Source organism: Ramlibacter pinisoli, from assembly GCF_009758015.1.
GTDB classification, from domain to species: Bacteria; Pseudomonadota; Gammaproteobacteria; order Burkholderiales; family Burkholderiaceae_C; genus Ramlibacter; species Ramlibacter pinisoli.
In genome coordinates, this window is record NZ_WSEL01000009.1 from 1,669,830 (window position 1) to 1,684,258 (window position 14,429).

The window sequence follows — 14,429 nt, forward strand, 5'->3', positions numbered from 1 at the left end:
GTCTCCGGGGCGGATGCTAGGCAACCCGACCCCATCCGCCTAGATGATTCCGTGGATACCTAGAATCCACGCCATGAATCCGCGCGACGTCGACCTCAACCTGCTGGTGATCTTCGACGCCATGGCGCGCCACCGCGGCGTCAGCCGCACGGCCGAGGCCGTGGGCCTGAGCCAGCCGGCCACCAGCGCCGCCCTGGCCCGCCTGCGGGCGGTGTTCGGCGACCCGCTGTTCGTGCGCGCCGGCGCGCAGATGGAGCCGACGCCGCGCGCGCTGGAGCTGGCGCCGGTGGTGCGCCAGGTGGTGGAGACCATCCACCGCGAGATCCTGCAGCCGGCCGCGTTCGACCCGCCCAGGTCGCGGCGCGCCTTCACCCTGCTGACCCCGGACATCGGCGAAGTGGCGTTCCTGCCGGGCGTGCTGCGCCGGCTGCGGGCGGAGGCGCCGCACGTGCAACTGCAGGCGCGGGCGATGCCGCGCGAGGCGGCGGCGGGGGCGCTGGAGTCCGGGGCCGCCGAGCTGGCGGTGGGCTTCTTCCCCGACCTGCACAAGGCCGGGTTCTTCCAGCAGGGGCTGTTCCGGACGTCCTATGCCTGCATCACGGCGGCCGGCAACGCGGCGGCGCCCTCACGCATGACGATGAAGCAGTACCTGGCGGCCAAGCACGTGGTGGTGCGGCCGGACGGGCGCGAGCACGCGCTCGACCGGTTCCTGCGCGACAAGGGCCTGGAGCGCGACGTGGCCCTGGAGCTGTCGCACTTCATCAGCCTCCTGGCGCTGCTGCCCGGCACGGACCTGGTGGCCACGGTGCCGCAGGACATCGCCACCGTGCTGGAGCGCCACATCGCCGTGCGGCGCATCGAGCTGCCGTTCAAGCCGCCGCAGATCGAGGTGCAGCAGTTCTGGCACCGGCGCATGCACCACGACGCCGGCCATGTCTGGCTGCGCGGGGTGGTGCACGCGGTGAACCGGCGCGGGCCGAACGAGCCGCTGCCGGCCTGAGCCGCTCAGCCGCTGACCAGTCCGGCGGCGGCGACGCCGGCCTTGCAGATGGCCTCGTCCTCGTCGCCGGTGCCGCCGCTGGCACCCACCGCGCCCAGGATGGTGCCCTGGGCATCCTTGATCAGCACGGCACCCGGCTGCGGCAGGAACTTGCCGCCGGCCGTGGCGGCCAGGGCGACGAAGAAATTGGGGTTGTCCTTGGCACGCTCGGCCAGCGCCCGGCTGGAGGCACCCATGCCGACGGCGGCCCAGGCCTTGCCGCGCGCGATGTCGAAACGGAACATGCTGGCGCCGTCTTCGCTGGCGAAGGCCTTGACGTTGCCGGCATCGTCCAGGACGGCGATGCCCATCGGCTTGTAGCCGGCTGCCTTGGAGTGGGCGAGGGCGGCGGAGATGATCTGGTTGGCCTGGGCCAGCGTGAGCGTGGGCATCGGGAACGGTTCCTGTTCGGTTGGAAGCGGCGGATTGTTCCATGACCGGCGGCCCTCCCGCCAACGGCCACGCGCTGGGCATGACGGCAGCGCACGGCCTGTTCCTACAGTTCAGTGACCAACCGGTGCGTAAAGTGTCGCCGTGGTCAGTACCTCCAGAGTCCGCCCCCAGGGCCCCATCGTCCGGCTCGTCGTCACGGGCGTCGAGCGCCAGCCCCAGCCCGACGGCACGTCGAGCGTGACGGCGCTGCACGGCACCAATGGCCAGCGCCGCTGGCGGCTCAGCCTGGCCGATGCCCTGCTGGCGGCGCGCACCGGGCGCTACGTGTTCGAGATGGAACATGCCGGCGAACGGCACCGCGCGGAGCTGCTGGGCGAGACGGGAAGCGAACGCCTGTACGCGCGCACCGCCGACCATTCCAACCTGCTGGACGCGTTGCCGGACGTCCTCGCGCCGACCGCTTCCTGAGGTCAGTCGGCGCCGTCGGCCGGCAGGCGGGCGCCATCGATCTGCTCGCGCAACCAGGCATCCCCGCCCAGCCGGGCCAGCTTGTCCCGCTGGTGCGGTTCGAGTTGGACGGTCACCGCCACCCTTCGCGGCGTCGCAGCGCGCTTCGGTCGGTCCGGTGATGTCCTGGACGGTGCCTGGGGCCTGGCGCCCCCGATCTGGAACATGGCTGCAGCCTAGCGCGCCTCCAGTTGCCCGCCTGTAGGCCCACCGCGCCGCCGCAACGCCCAGCCAGAGCCGCTGTCGCCCGGATGGGCGATGGACTCCTCGCGCCCGCCACCTAAGATGCGCTCCATGTGCGTTTGCGCTGTACCGGATGAACAAATGTTGCTTCCATGCCAGCCGCTCGCACCCCGTCGTGATGCATCTCACGACCGGACGCCCGAAGGACGCTCGCCGGGGGGCGAGCGCAACAAAAAGAAGTAATCTGAAGCCGTGAAGTGCACCTGCATCGTCAAAAACGCCTACGTGGTCCGCATCCCGCGCACCTGGTGGATGCGCCTGCTGCCGTTCTCCAAGCATTACCACTGCACCCACTGCGAGGCGAAGTTCCTGCGCTTCACCGAAGTGCGCCATGACTACGGCGTGCGGGTGTCGCTCGACTCCAGCCACGACGACAGCACCCTCACCCAGCCCCTGGTGCGCAAGCGCGTGCGCGCCGGCACCGGTTCGCGCGCCCGTTCGGGCTAGGCCGACCGGCAGCCCGCGGCTGCCATCCCATCAAACGATCAACTGCCGGCGGTGCGCCTGCCCGCGGCGGCGGTTGGCATGGTCTTGCGTCGCCCGCCTTCCCGGCGGCGACGACGCGCGCGACATCACCGGCGCCACCCTGCCGATCGACGGCGGCTGGCAGGCCCGGGGCTGATCCGGTCTCAGTAGCCGGCGCGCGGCGCGTCGTCGGCGGCGGCCGCCGGCTGCAGGAACGAGGCGGCGAGCTTGCGCGCGGCCCCCGCGTACAGCAGCACGTCGACGCCGGTGGCCACGAAGGTGCAGCCCAGTTCGAGGTAGCGGCGCGCCAGCGCCGGGTCGGAGGTCAGCGTGCCGGCTGCCTTACCGCAGCCGACGATGGTGCGCATGGCCTGCTCGATGGCCGCCTGCACCTCCGGGTGGCCGGGGCGGCCGCGGTGTCCCATCGACGCCGCCAGGTCGGCCGGGCCGATGAAGACGCCGTCGATGCCGTCGACGGCACAGATCGCCTCGATGTTCGCCAGCGCGGTGGTGGTCTCGGCCTGCACCAGCAGGCAGACCTCGCCGTCGGCCACGTCGAGGTAGTCGGTGCGGCTGCTCCAGCGCGACGCGCGCCCCACGGCGCTGCCCACCCCGCGCACGCCCAGGGGCGGGTAGCGCGTGGCCGACACCAGTGCGCGGGCCTGCTCGGGGGTGTCGACCATGGGCACCAGCAGGGTCTGGGCACCGATGTCGAGCAGCTGCTTGATCAGCGGCACCTCGCCCGCGACCGCCCGCACCACCGGCCGGGACCGGTACGGGGCCACCGCCTGCAGGGCGGCCAGCGTGCTGCGCAGGTCGTTCGGCGCGTGCTCGCCGTCGATCAGGAGCCAGTCGAAACCGGCCGTGGCACTGACTTCGGCGAGGTAGGGATCGGCCATCGAGAGCCACAGTCCGATCTGCGGCTGGCCGGCGGCCAGCGCCGCCTTGAACGGGTTGCCCGTTGTCATGTCAGTCCTCCTTGGCAAACATACTTGACGTGCTGGTAGTCCTCCAGGCCGTGGCGCGATCCCTCGCGGCCGTAGCCCGATTCCTTGACGCCGCCGAACGGCGCGGCCTCGGCGGCCAGCGCGCCCTCGTTGACGCCGACGATCCCGGCCTCCAGCTGGTCGGCCACCCGCCAGATGCGGGCGGCATCCCGCGAGAAGAAATACGCCGCCAGCCCGAACGGCGTGTCGTTGGCCAGCCGCACCACTTCCTCCTCGCCGGCGAAGCGGAACACGGGCACGACCGGACCGAAGGTTTCCTCGCACGCCAGCTCCATGTCCGGCGTGGCGCCCACCAGCACCGTCGGCGCGTAGTAGTGGCCGCGCCCCGGCACGTCGGGCGCCTGCAGGATGCGCCCGCCGGTGACCACCCGGGCCCCGCGGGCGAGCGCGTCGCGCACGTGGCGGTCGATCTTGTCGACGGCGCGGGCGTTGATCATGGGACCGATCTGCGAGCGCGGGTCGGTCGCCGGCCCCACGTGCAGCGCGGCCACGCGGGCGGCCAGCAGCTCGACGAAGCGGTCGTGCACCGCCTCGTGGACGTAGACCCGGTTCGGGCACACGCAGGTCTGGCCGCCGTTGCGGAACTTGGACACCATCAGCCCCTCGACCGCGGCGGCGAGGTCGGCGTCCTCGAAGACGATGAAGGGCGCGTTGCCACCCAGCTCCAGCGACAGCTTCTTGAGCGTCTGCGCCGAGGCGCGGGCCAGGTGCTTGCCCACCGGCGTCGAGCCGGTGAAGGTGATCTTGCGCACGCGCGGATCCGCCAGCCACACGTCCACCACCTCCGGCGTGCGCGCCCGCGAGGCGAGCACCAGGTTGATGGTGCCGGGCGGGAAGCCGGCCTCCTGCGCCAGCGCCACCAGCGCCGCGGCCGTGAGCGGCGTGTCCTCGGCCGGCTTGGCCACCACCGTGCAGCCGGCAGCCAGCGCGGGCGCCAGCTTGCGCGCGATCATGGCCAGCGGGAAGTTCCAGGGCGTGATCGCGGCCACCACGCCCACCGGCTCGTTGACGGCCATCAGCTTGCGGCCGCGCACCGGCTCGGGGATCAGCTCGCCGTGGGTGCGGGTGGCCTCCTCGGCGAACCACTCCACATAGGAGGCGCCGTACAGCACCTCGCCGCGCGCCTCGGCCAGCGGCTTGCCCTGCTCGCTGGAGATGATGCGCGCCAGGTCCTCCTGGTGGGCCACGATCAGCGCGTGCCACTTCTTCAGCAGCTGGGCGCGCTCGCGGCCGGTGCGTCCGCGCCAGGCGGGGAAGGCGGCCTGCGCCGCCTCCAGCGCCGCACGCGCGTCGTCGGCGCCGCTGTCGGCGACCTGCGCCACCGCCTGCAGGGTCGCCGGGTCGATGACCGCCAGCTCCTGGCCGCCGGCCGCCGGGCGCCACTGGCCGGCGATGAAATTGAGGCTGCGCAGCAGGTCACCGCGCACGAGATTGCCCAGCATGGGAAGCTCCGATGGTTGTGTTCATGTGCGGCGCCTGGTGCGGCGCCGCTCGGGCCCCGGGTCGCGCCCGGGATGGCATCCGTCGTGTCAGCTGACGATGCCCAGGTGCCAGGGCACGAACTCGTTGTCGCCCAGGCCGAGCCGCTCGCTCTGGGTGGGTTCGCCCGAGGCATGGGCCAGGATGGCGTCGAAGATGCGCTGGCCCATCTGCGGCACGTCGACCTCGCCGTCCAGGATGGCGCCGCAGTTGATGTCCATGTCGCCGCGCAGCTTGTGGAACATCGCGCTGTTGCTGGCCAGCTTGATGGTGGGCGCCGGCTTGGAGCCGAACATCGAGCCGCGGCCGGTGGTGAAGCAGATCAGGTTGGCGCCGCTGGCGATCTGGCCGGTCACGGCCACCGGGTCGTAGCCGGGCGAATCCATGAACACGAAGCCGTTGCGGTCGATGGGCTCGGCGTACTCGTAGACACCCTGCAGCGGCGTGGTGCCGCCCTTCATCGCCGAGCCGAGCGACTTCTCGAAGATGTTGGCCAGGCCGCCGGCCTGGTTGCCGGGGCCGACCACGCCGTTGAACTGGCCGTTGTGGCCGCGCGTGTAGTCCTCCCACCAGGCCAGGCGGTCGAGCAGCTTCTGGCCCACCGCCGGCGAGATGGCGCGGCGCGTGAGCATGTACTCGACGCCGTGGATCTCCGGGGTTTCCGACAGGATGGCGGTGCCGCCGTGGCGCACCAGGATGTCCATGGCGGCGCCCAGCGCGGGGTTGGCGGTGATGCCGGAAAAGCCGTCGGAGCCGCCGCATTCCAGCCCCACCTTGATGTGGCTGGCCGGCACGCGCTGGCGGCGGTAGGCATTGGCCAGCGGCAGCATCTCCTCGATGGCGCGGACGCCGGCCGCGATGGTCTCGGCCGTTCCGCCCACCTCCTGCATGACCATGGTGCGCAGCAGGCGGCCCTTCTCCAGGCCCTGCGAATCGACCAGGTCCGCCACCTGGTTGCGCTCGCAGCCGAGGCCGACGATCAGCACGCCGGCCATGTTGGGGTGGCGGGCGTAGCCGGCCAGCGTGCGCCGCAACAGGTCGAAGTGCGGGCTGGGCGACGACATGCCGCAGCCGGTGGTCTGCGCGAAGGCGGCGACGCCATCGACGTTGGGGAAGGCCTTCAGCCGCTCGGGCGTGAAATGGGCGGCGATGCGGTTGATCACCGTCGCCGAGCAGTTGACCGACGACAGGATGCCGATGAAGTTGCGCGTGCCCACGCGCCCGTCCTCGCGCACGTAGCCCATGAAGGTGGCGCGCTCGGCCTCGGGCACGTGGTCGACCGGCCGGACGTCGAGGCCGAAGCCCGGGTCGCGCGCGAAGTCGACCAGCCGCAGGTTGTGGGCGTGGACATAGTCCCCCGGCTCGATGGCGCGCGCGGCGACGCCGATGACGGCGTTGTACTTGCGCACCGGCTCGCCTTCGGCGATGGCGCGGGCCGCGATCTTGTGCCCGGCCGGCACCTGGGCGCGGGCCTTGACGCCGAACTCGGGCAGGGCCTGGCCCAGCGCCAGCGGGGCCTTGGCCACCAGGACGTTGTCGTCCGGGTGCAGGCGGATGAGGGGACTGTCGTGCACCGGCATCAACCCTTCGCGAGCAGTTCCTTGAGCTTCAGGCGCTCGATCAGCTGGGTCTCGCGGTCGTAGACCTGACCGACGTACTTGCGATAGTCCGGACCGTCGAGGTACATCACCGGCGCGTCGATCTTGGCCGCCACCGACTTGAACTCCTCGCTCTGCACGGCGAGGCGGAACGCATCGCGCAGCCGCTTCTCCACCTCGGGCGGCAGGCCGGCCGGCGCGCCGATGCCGTTGGGCGCATCGACCACCACCTTGTAGCCCAGCTCCTTGAGCGTCGGCGTGTCCTTGAAGCGCGGCGTGCGCTCCTCGCCCCAGGTGGCCAGCAGGCGCAGCTTGCCGGCCTCGACGTGCGGCGCCCACGAGCTGGAGTCGGCAAGCATGTCGACCTGGCCGCCCAGGGTGTCGTTCAGGGCCGCCGACCCGCCCTTGTAGGCGATGGCGTTGAGCTGGATGCCCGCTGCCATGGCGAACTCCTCCATGCCCACGTGCGTCGCGCCGCCGACGCCGGCGTGCGCGTAGGTCACCTTGCCCGGGTTGGCCTTGGCATGGGCGACCATGTCGTGCAGCGTCTTGAACTTCGAGTCCGGCTGCACGGCGATGCCGAAGGTCTGGCCGGAGGTGCGGGCGAGATAGGTGAAGTCCTTGCGCGGATCGGCCTGCAGCGAACCGAGCTGCGAGAAGCGGGTGACCGAGATCGGGATCTGGCCGATGGTGTAGCCGTCGGGCTTGGCGGCGGCAATGGCCTTGGCGCCGATCATGCCGGCGGCGCCGGCCCGGTTGTCGACCGTGACCGGCTGCTTGAGCGTGCGCGCCGCGACCTGGCAGATGGCGCGCATCGAGGCATCCGCGGTGCCGCCGGCCGGCCAGGGGCAGATGAAGGTGATGGGACGCGACGGATAGTCGTCGGCACGGGCCCAGGCCGGCAGCAGCAGGCCGGCGGCTCCGGCCGCGGACGCGGTCAGCAGGCGGCGGCGATCGGGCGAAACGCGATGCATTGTCTTCCTCGTGTGATGGATGGCGAAACGGCCCGCTTTGACTGGGGCTCGGAACCGCAATGGTGGCGCGGATCGTCATAACTGGCCAATCAAGAAACGGCATGGCTTCATGATGCGGTCGTTAACTAGCACCCCACCCTGCCGCGCTTCGGGCGCCCGCGTGGACGAGGCGATCCGCTCCGAGGCAGCCTGCCACTGACGCGCTGCCGCGGACGGTCGATTCCGGTCCTGACAACACCGGCCTGAATTTGTTGCGGTCGGCGCCCCCTCGCGCCGGCCGGTCACCGTTGCGGCTGTGGCTGTCCGCTACCCTTGTGCACTGCAGCAAACCGCATCCGGAGCATGGATTGAACGTCGACGATTGCTACCACGAACTCGGCCTGGCGCCCGGCTCGTCCGATGCCGAGGTCAAGGCCGCCTGGCGGCGGCTGGCCGCGCGCTGGCACCCGGACCGCAACGCCAGCCCGCAGGCGCTGCGCAAGATCCAGCAGATCAACCGCGCCCTGGACGAGATCCGCCGCGCCCGCGACGAGGCGGCGGCCGAAGCGGCGGCCGCGACCGAAGCCAGCGAGGCCAACGAGGCCAACGAGGCGAACGAGCCTGACGAGGCGCCCGACTCGGCGATGGACACGCTGCAGGAGCACACCGTCGCGGTCACGCTCGACGAGGTGGTGGCCGGCTGCAGCAGGGAGGTACGCGGCGAGGTCGTGGACGATTGCGCCGAGTGCGCCGGCAGCGGGCTGCAGGCGCACGCGAGCAGCTGCAGCGAATGCGGCGGCGCCGGCCAGGTGCGCCAGCCGTTCTGGTTCGGCTGGGGCGCATCCCTGGTGGAGTGCAGCGCCTGCCGCGGCCACGGCAGCACCCGCCAGGGCTGCCCCGCCTGCGACGCCACCGGCAAGGCGGCGCCGCGCAAGTACCGCGGCCACGTCGACATTCCCGCCGGCGTGCGCGACGGCGACCTGCTCGACGGCACCGCCCGGGTCCAGGGCCGGGATGCCAGGCAGCCGCAGCGGGTGCGCGTGCGGGTGCGGCTGGAACCCCATGCCCTGTTCGAGGCCGAGGCCGACGGGACCGTGCGGCTCGAACTGCCGGTGGACGGCTTCGCCTGGATGGCCAACCGCTGGATCGACGTGCCGACGCCGCACGGCCTGCGCCAGATGAAGCTGCTGCGCGGCGCGGCCAACTACCGCATCAAGGGTGCCGGCCTGCCGTGGCAGCCCGGCGGCGCGGCGGCCGACTGCATCGTCACGGTCGTGCCCACCTTCCCGGCCGAATTCAGCCGCGCGCAGGAGGCGGCGGTCGACCGCCTGGTGGCCAGCAACTCCGGCGCGCCCGGCACCGCGGCCCATGAGCGCCTGGCGGCCTGGCAGCGCCGGGTGGACCGCTGGCAGGGACAGGCGACGCCGCGCGAACGCAAGCGGCGCTGAGCAGCGCCCGGCCCGCGGCGGACCGCCTCACACCATGTCGGGCGCGGACAGCGAGGGCGTCTCGGCGATGCGGGCGGAGATCGCGGCGCAGGCCGCGAGCAGCGGTGCCACGTAGGCCCGCTCGGGGTCGTCCTTCTGCCGGAACATCAGCGTGCTGACGCTGATGGCGGCCACCGGCGTGCCGCCATGGCCCCGGATCACGCCGCCGAAGCAGTAGATCGCCGACTCGTTCTCCTCGTCGTCGACCGACCAGCCGCGCGCGCGCGTCGCGTCCAGCTGCTGGCGCAGGCTGGCGCGGTCGGCCACGGTCTTGGGCGTGTGGCGGCGCAGCTCCAGTCCCTTGAGCACGCCGTCCAGGACGCCGGGCTCGAGCGCGGCCAGGTAGGCCTTGCCCACCGCCGTCGAGTGCATGGAGACGCTGGTCCCGATGCGCGAGGCCATGCGCACGGCGCTGGGACTTTCCAGCTTCTCGATGTAGACCATGGTGTTGCCGTTGGGCACGGCCAGGTGCACGGTCTCGCCGGTGAGGTCGCGCAGCCGCTTGAGCTCGTCGGCCGCGACCAGCCGCAGTTCGGAGCGCCCCCAGCTGCGGCTGGCCAGCTGGATCAGGCGCGGGCCCAGGGCCAGGCCGCTGCCGCCCTGCCCCTCCACCAGCAGCCGCTCGGCCAGCAGGCCGGCGACGATGCGGTGCACCGTGGGCCGCGGGTAGCCGCTGGCGCGCACCAGCCCGGCCACGGTCGGGCGCTCGCGGCCCTCGGGCCAGTCGGCCACCAGCTGCAGCACGTGCATGAATTTCGAGAACGACGCCGTGCCGGCGACCTGGGCCGCCGGCGACGCGGCGTCGCCAGGATCGGCGGGCGGCAGGAAGGGATCGGACATCGGTCGCAGCAGGATGGAACTCCCGGATGGTAATGACCGGCGCCGCCCCTGGAACGCCAGCGTGTCAGGACACCATGTAGCCGCCGTCCACCGGCAACACGACGCCGGTCATGAAGGCGGCTGCCGGCGTGCACAGGAACATGGCTGCCCGCGCCACGTCGTCGGGCGTGCCCCAGCGCGCCAGCGGCGTGCGCGCCAGGATGGGGCCGGCGCGGGCCGGGTCGTCCTGCAGCGCCTGGGTGAGCGGCGTCGCGATCCAGCCCGGCGCCACCGCGTTGACGCGGATGCCGTCCGGTGCGTAGGCGATGGCCAGCGACTTGGTCAGCTGGGCCACCCCGCCCTTGCTGGCCGAGTAGCCCGGCACCAGGCCGCCGCCGAAGAAGCTCAGCATCGACGCGGTGTTGACGATGCAGCCGCGCCGTGCCTTGAGCCGTTCGCGCGCCGCGGTGCACACGCGCATGGTCCCGGTGAGGTTGACGGCCAGCACCTGCTCGAACACCTCGAGGTCGTGCTCGGCACCGCGCTTGATGATGCCGGCGCAGTTGAAGACGATGTCCAGTTCGCCGATGTCGGCCAGCGCCGCGTCCAGGTCGGCGCTGGAGGTGACGTCGGCCTGGCGCACCTGCACCGCCGCCTGCAGGGTGCCGTCGCCGGCGCCGAGACCCAGGGCCGTCACCTGCGCGCCCAGCGCGGCCAGGTGGTTGGCGATGGTGGCGCCGATGCCCTGGGTGGCACCGGCCACCAGCGCGCGCTTGCCGTTGAACAGGCCAGGCTGGTAGGTCATGGCCGGCCTCAGTTCTTGATGCCCAGCTTGGTGATCAGCGACTTGAAGTAGGCGTTGTCGCGGGCGATCACCGCCTTGAAGGCCGCGTCGTCGGCGTAGACGAAGCCCAGGTTCTGCTTGTCCAGGGTTTCGCGGAACGCCGGCTCGCTCGACGCGTTGAGGGCCAGCTTCTTCAGGTAGGCCACCACCTCGGGCGGCGTGTTCTTGGGCGCCGCGATGCCGCGCCAGGTGCCAATGCTCAGGTCGATCTTGCGCTCCTTGAGCGTGGGCACCTTGTCGAAGCCCTTGACGCGCTGGTCGGCCATCACGGCCAGGGTCTTGAGCTTGCCGGCCGCCACGTAGGTGCTGACCTCGGCCGGGCTGACGGCCGCCGCATCGACGTGGCCGCCCAGCAGCGCCAGCACGCCGGGGCCGGCGCCCTGGAACGGGACGTGGTTGAACTTCACGCCGGTCTTTTCCTCCAGCGCGGCGGCGGCCAGGTGCCAGATCGAGCCATTGCCGGCATTGGCCACGCCGATCTTGCCCGGGTCCTTCTTCGCGGCGGCCAGGAACTCCTCGATCGTGTTCCAGGGCGCATCGGCGCGCACGGTGATGGCAGCCGGGTCGGCGTTGAGCTGGGCGATGGGCTGCAGGTCCTCGTAGGAGATCTTGCCGATGCCCATGTGCGGCAGCGTGGCCAGTTCCACCGTGATGACCGCGAGGCGGTAGCCGTCGGGCTTGGCGGCGGCGACGTCCTGCCAGCCGATCGAGCCGCTGGCGCCGGGCTTGTTCACGATGATCATGCTTTGCGGCATGTGCTTGCGGCTGGCATCGGCGAACGAACGCGCCAGGGCGTCGGTGCCGCCACCGGGCTGGAACGGCACGACCAGCTCGATCGGGCGGCTCGGGAAGTCGGTCTGCGCCTGCGCGACGCCGGCCCCGAGGGCCAGCAGGGCAGCGAGGGCCGTCAGGCCGCGGCGGGTACGGTTGAAGGTCATGGAAGTCTCCATCGGGTTGTTGCTGAAGTCAGCGGTTGGGGTCGGTGCAGGGACCTGCACCGGGAATCGGATCGCTTGCGGGTCTCAGTAGGTGGCGCGGCCGCCCGACAGGTCGAACACCGCGCCGGTGCTGAAGCTGCAGGAGCCGGAACACAGCCAGGCCACCATCTCGGCGACCTCGGGCGGCTCGCCCAGGCGCCGCATCGGGCTCTTGTCGACCATGGTCTGCACGTGGGCGGGCGCCATCTGGTCGAGGATGGCGGTGCGCACCGCCGCCGGCGCGATGGCGTTGACCAGGATGCCGGTGGTCGCCAGTTCCTTGCCCAGCGACTTGGTCAGGGCCAGCACCCCGGCCTTGGCCGCGCTGTAGGCCGACGCGTTGGGCGTGCCTTCCTTGCCGGCTAGCGAGGCGATGTTGACGATGCGTCCCTGCCCGGCGCGCCGCATCAGCGGCACCACGGCGCGGCACACGTTGAAGACGCCGACCAGGTTGACGTCGACGATGCGCGTCCACTGCGCGGGGTCGTAGTCATCCAGCGGCACCGTGGGGCCCGCGAAGCCGGCGCTGTTGACCAGGAAGTCGATGCGGCCCCAGCGCGCCGCCGTGGCGGCCGCGGCGGCGTCGACCGCGGCGCGGTCGGTGACGTCCACTGCCAGGGCCGTGCCCGCCTCGTCGGCCGGCGCCAGGTCCCAGGACACGACCGTCGCGCCGGCCTGGCGCAACTGCCGCCCCACCTCGGCGCCGATGCCGCTGGCGCCGCCGGTGACGACCGCGACCCGGCCCGCGAAGTCGTACTTCGCCTTGTCGTCCGCCATGGCGTTCAGCGGATGAACTGGTCGGTGAAGTCGGCGCCGAGGCCGACGGCCTCGTAGTGCTTGCGGCACATGTCGATCTTGGTGAAGACGTCCTCGTAGCCCATGCCCTTGCCCCAGGGGTCGGTGTAGTACATGACACCGTTGACCTGGAAGTAGGTGATCATTTCCTCGACGTCTTCCGGCACGTAGAGCGTGTGGGTCTCGCCGGGCGGCTCGAACACGTAGCTGCCCTCGGTGGCTTCCCAGTCGTGCTCCAGGTACTTCCAGCGGCCCTTGAGCACGAAGCCGTGCACGGCCTGCGGGTGGCGGTGCCGGCTCAGCACGCCGGACTTGCGCACCTTCAGCAGATTCATCCAGTAGCCCTGGCTGGCGTTCAGGCACAGCGGGCGGAACCAGACGTTCTCCGCCTGCGGCACCCAGACCCGGTCGTCCGTCGGGATGGCGTTCGGCACCACGATCTCGGGCAGGGCCTCGCGCGGGTTCGGGTACTGGTAGGGCGTCATCGGCTCGGGATCGGCGCGGTCAACGGGCATGCGGCTCCTTCAAAGGGTTCGTCCACATATTGGACAGTTATCCACATTGTAGACAGGCCTAGGGTTTTGGAGCCCTGGGATAACCCTGATCAAGGTGACAAGGCGTGGCTCGAGCGGGGCGCCGGCGACCCGGGCTCCGGGATCCATCAGACCGATGTGCGGGAAAGGGAAGGCCGCGGCATCGCGGCCTCCAGCGTGGGCTGACGGGCGTGCGGCCGCAGCAGCGGCCGCGGCGCGCCGCAAGACCGGCGCGTGAGGCAGCGCCCCACGCACCGGTCAGCCGGCCATTAGTCGACGTCGAGCTTCAGCGGCGCGATCACCTTGCGCCAGGTGGCGGTCTCCGCCTCGACGAAGCGGACCAGGTCGGCCTGCGTGCCGCCCCCCGCCACCGCGCCCTCGGCCGACAGCCGGCTCTTGAAGGCGGGCGTCTCCAGCGCGCGGTTGCTGGCCGCGTTCAGCCGGTCCAGCACCGGCTGCGGCGTGCCCGCCGGCGCGACCAGCGCGTACCACGAGGTCGCGACCACGCTGGGATAGCCCGACTCGACGAAGGTCGGCACGTCGGGCGCGGCCGGCACGCGCGCATCGCCGGTGATCGCCAGCGCCTTCAGGCGCTTCTGCTGCACCAGCGGCAGCGCCGTGTTGATGCCGTCGAAGTGCATCTGCACGTGGCCGGCCATGGCGTCGGCGTTGGCCGGTGCGCTGCCCTTGTACTGCACGATGGTCAGGTCGGGGACGTTGGCCGCCGCCTTGAACATCTCGCCCACCAGGTGCGCCGAGCCGCCCGTTCCCTGCCCGGCCAGGTTCACCTCGCCGGGCTTGGCGCGGTAGTACTCCAGCATCTCCTTGACCGTGTTCGGCGGGAACGCCGGCGACGCCACCAGCATGAAGGGCGCCTTGGCCAGCAGCGACACCGGCACCAGCTTCTCGGGCCGGTAGGGCATCTTCTTGAGCAGCACCGGGTTGATGGCCAGCGTGCTCACCGTGGCCATCATCAGCGTGTAGCCGTCGGGCGGCGAACTGGCCACGAACTGGGAGCCGAACACGGTGCCGGCACCCGGCTTGTTCTCGATGACGAACGGCTGCCCGAACTCGTCCTTCAGGTGCTCGCCAAGCAGCCGCGCCAGGATGTCGGTGGTGCCGCCGGGCGGGTACGGCACGACGATGCGCACCGGCCGCGCCGGCCACGGCTGCGCCGTCTGCGCGGCCGCCGGCAGGGCCGCGCAGGCCGCCAGCACGCTCAGGGCCGCGCCGCAGAACCGCAGGAAGGGAGTCGTTCGCATGGCTTGCTCCTTGGGGACAGTGGAAGGC

The 14,429-nt window shown here is 71.7% G+C and carries 15 protein-coding genes; 4 read left to right on the top strand and 11 right to left on the bottom strand.

Features of this window, described 5'->3' with window-relative positions; translation table 11 throughout:
- Nucleotides 1-73 precede the first annotated feature (73 nt).
- Entirely contained in the window at nucleotides 74-1,000 is a 927-nt protein-coding gene (locus tag GON04_RS22355; protein WP_181653714.1) for a LysR family transcriptional regulator, read from the top strand.
- Between the two features lie 5 nt (nucleotides 1,001-1,005).
- On the opposite strand, the gene GON04_RS22360 is transcribed toward GON04_RS22355, so the two are convergent.
- Nucleotides 1,006-1,431, bottom strand: coding sequence for a GlcG/HbpS family heme-binding protein (locus GON04_RS22360; protein WP_157400181.1), 426 nt, complete (start codon nucleotides 1,429-1,431; stop codon nucleotides 1,006-1,008).
- 142 nt (nucleotides 1,432-1,573) lie between these two features.
- Between GON04_RS22360 and GON04_RS22365 the strand changes: the two genes are divergently transcribed.
- Together GON04_RS22365 and GON04_RS22370 are read left to right on the top strand one after the other, a co-directional pair.
- Nucleotides 1,574-1,900 carry a hypothetical protein gene (locus tag GON04_RS22365; RefSeq protein ID WP_157400182.1) on the top strand — a complete coding sequence of 109 codons (327 nt, stop codon included), beginning with the start codon at nucleotides 1,574-1,576 and terminating at the stop codon, nucleotides 1,898-1,900.
- A 474-nt stretch (nucleotides 1,901-2,374) separates the two neighbouring features.
- Complete coding sequence (locus GON04_RS22370) at nucleotides 2,375-2,629, top strand: hypothetical protein (RefSeq protein WP_157400183.1); 255 nt, start codon at nucleotides 2,375-2,377, stop codon at nucleotides 2,627-2,629.
- Between the two features lie 182 nt (nucleotides 2,630-2,811).
- Here the strand turns inward: GON04_RS22370 and hpaI are convergent, their stop codons facing one another.
- The 4 genes from hpaI to GON04_RS22390 all read right to left on the bottom strand — a co-directional run bounded on the left by hpaI (nucleotide 2,812) and on the right by GON04_RS22390 (nucleotide 7,705).
- Nucleotides 2,812-3,615, bottom strand: a complete 804-nt coding sequence (gene hpaI, locus GON04_RS22375; protein WP_157400184.1) for a 4-hydroxy-2-oxoheptanedioate aldolase — start codon at nucleotides 3,613-3,615, stop codon at nucleotides 2,812-2,814.
- Nucleotides 3,612-5,096 carry an NAD-dependent succinate-semialdehyde dehydrogenase gene (locus tag GON04_RS22380; RefSeq protein WP_157400185.1) on the bottom strand — a complete coding sequence of 495 codons (1,485 nt, stop codon included), beginning with the start codon at nucleotides 5,094-5,096 and terminating at the stop codon, nucleotides 3,612-3,614. Before GON04_RS22380 ends, hpaI begins: the two co-directional genes overlap by 4 nt.
- Before the next feature lie 87 nt (nucleotides 5,097-5,183).
- Entirely contained in the window at nucleotides 5,184-6,713 is a 1,530-nt protein-coding gene (locus GON04_RS22385; RefSeq protein WP_157400186.1) for a UxaA family hydrolase, read from the bottom strand.
- Nucleotides 6,713-7,705, bottom strand: a complete 993-nt coding sequence (locus GON04_RS22390; protein WP_157400187.1) for a tripartite tricarboxylate transporter substrate binding protein — start codon at nucleotides 7,703-7,705, stop codon at nucleotides 6,713-6,715. The genes GON04_RS22385 and GON04_RS22390 overlap by 1 nt, the downstream gene beginning before the upstream one ends.
- Nucleotides 7,706-8,052: 347 nt before the next feature.
- Here GON04_RS22390 and GON04_RS22395 point away from each other — a divergent pair, with 347 nt between their 5' ends.
- A complete protein-coding gene (locus GON04_RS22395; RefSeq protein WP_157400188.1) occupies nucleotides 8,053-9,132 on the top strand; it encodes a DnaJ C-terminal domain-containing protein in 1,080 nt (359 codons plus the stop codon).
- A 27-nt stretch (nucleotides 9,133-9,159) separates the two neighbouring features.
- On the opposite strand, the gene GON04_RS22400 is transcribed toward GON04_RS22395, so the two are convergent.
- The 6 genes from GON04_RS22400 to GON04_RS22425 all read right to left on the bottom strand — a co-directional run bounded on the left by GON04_RS22400 (nucleotide 9,160) and on the right by GON04_RS22425 (nucleotide 14,401).
- The gene (locus tag GON04_RS22400; RefSeq protein ID WP_157400189.1) at nucleotides 9,160-10,011 is read right to left on the bottom strand and encodes an IclR family transcriptional regulator; all 852 of its coding nucleotides are present in this window, start codon (nucleotides 10,009-10,011) and stop codon (nucleotides 9,160-9,162) included.
- Nucleotides 10,012-10,075: 64 nt separating this feature from the next.
- Nucleotides 10,076-10,795: an SDR family NAD(P)-dependent oxidoreductase gene (locus tag GON04_RS22405; RefSeq protein ID WP_157400190.1), complete on the bottom strand. Its 720-nt coding sequence runs from the start codon at nucleotides 10,793-10,795 to the stop codon at nucleotides 10,076-10,078.
- 8 nt (nucleotides 10,796-10,803) lie between these two features.
- Nucleotides 10,804-11,772, bottom strand: a complete 969-nt coding sequence (locus GON04_RS22410) for a Bug family tripartite tricarboxylate transporter substrate binding protein (RefSeq protein ID WP_157400191.1) — start codon at nucleotides 11,770-11,772, stop codon at nucleotides 10,804-10,806.
- 84 nt (nucleotides 11,773-11,856) lie between these two features.
- On the bottom strand, nucleotides 11,857-12,588 hold the full coding sequence (locus GON04_RS22415) for an SDR family NAD(P)-dependent oxidoreductase (RefSeq protein WP_157400192.1): 732 nt from the start codon (nucleotides 12,586-12,588) through the stop codon (nucleotides 11,857-11,859).
- A 5-nt stretch (nucleotides 12,589-12,593) separates the two neighbouring features.
- Nucleotides 12,594-13,121: a 2,4'-dihydroxyacetophenone dioxygenase family protein gene (locus GON04_RS22420; protein WP_157400193.1), complete on the bottom strand. Its 528-nt coding sequence runs from the start codon at nucleotides 13,119-13,121 to the stop codon at nucleotides 12,594-12,596.
- Nucleotides 13,122-13,408: 287 nt separating this feature from the next.
- A complete protein-coding gene (locus GON04_RS22425) occupies nucleotides 13,409-14,401 on the bottom strand; it encodes a Bug family tripartite tricarboxylate transporter substrate binding protein (protein ID WP_157400194.1) in 993 nt (330 codons plus the stop codon).
- Between the last annotated feature and the right edge of the window lie 28 nt (nucleotides 14,402-14,429).

Coding starts and splice junctions, on each gene's coding strand:
- GON04_RS22390 (WP_157400187.1), bottom strand. CDS start 7,705: ATGCATCGCGTTTCGCCCGATCGCCGCCGCCTGCTGACCGCGTCCGCG.
- GON04_RS22385 (WP_157400186.1), bottom strand. CDS start 6,713: ATGCCGGTGCACGACAGTCCCCTCATCCGCCTGCACCCGGACGACAAC.
- GON04_RS22405 (WP_157400190.1), bottom strand. CDS start 10,795: ATGACCTACCAGCCTGGCCTGTTCAACGGCAAGCGCGCGCTGGTGGCC.
- GON04_RS22425 (WP_157400194.1), bottom strand. CDS start 14,401: ATGCGAACGACTCCCTTCCTGCGGTTCTGCGGCGCGGCCCTGAGCGTG.
- GON04_RS22410 (WP_157400191.1), bottom strand. CDS start 11,772: ATGACCTTCAACCGTACCCGCCGCGGCCTGACGGCCCTCGCTGCCCTG.
- GON04_RS22360 (WP_157400181.1), bottom strand. CDS start 1,431: ATGCCCACGCTCACGCTGGCCCAGGCCAACCAGATCATCTCCGCCGCC.
- GON04_RS22355 (WP_181653714.1), top strand. CDS start 74: ATGAATCCGCGCGACGTCGACCTCAACCTGCTGGTGATCTTCGACGCC.
- GON04_RS22420 (WP_157400193.1), bottom strand. CDS start 13,121: ATGCCCGTTGACCGCGCCGATCCCGAGCCGATGACGCCCTACCAGTAC.
- GON04_RS22415 (WP_157400192.1), bottom strand. CDS start 12,588: ATGGCGGACGACAAGGCGAAGTACGACTTCGCGGGCCGGGTCGCGGTC.
- GON04_RS22380 (WP_157400185.1), bottom strand. CDS start 5,096: ATGCTGGGCAATCTCGTGCGCGGTGACCTGCTGCGCAGCCTCAATTTC.
- hpaI (WP_157400184.1), bottom strand. CDS start 3,615: ATGACAACGGGCAACCCGTTCAAGGCGGCGCTGGCCGCCGGCCAGCCG.
- GON04_RS22400 (WP_157400189.1), bottom strand. CDS start 10,011: ATGTCCGATCCCTTCCTGCCGCCCGCCGATCCTGGCGACGCCGCGTCG.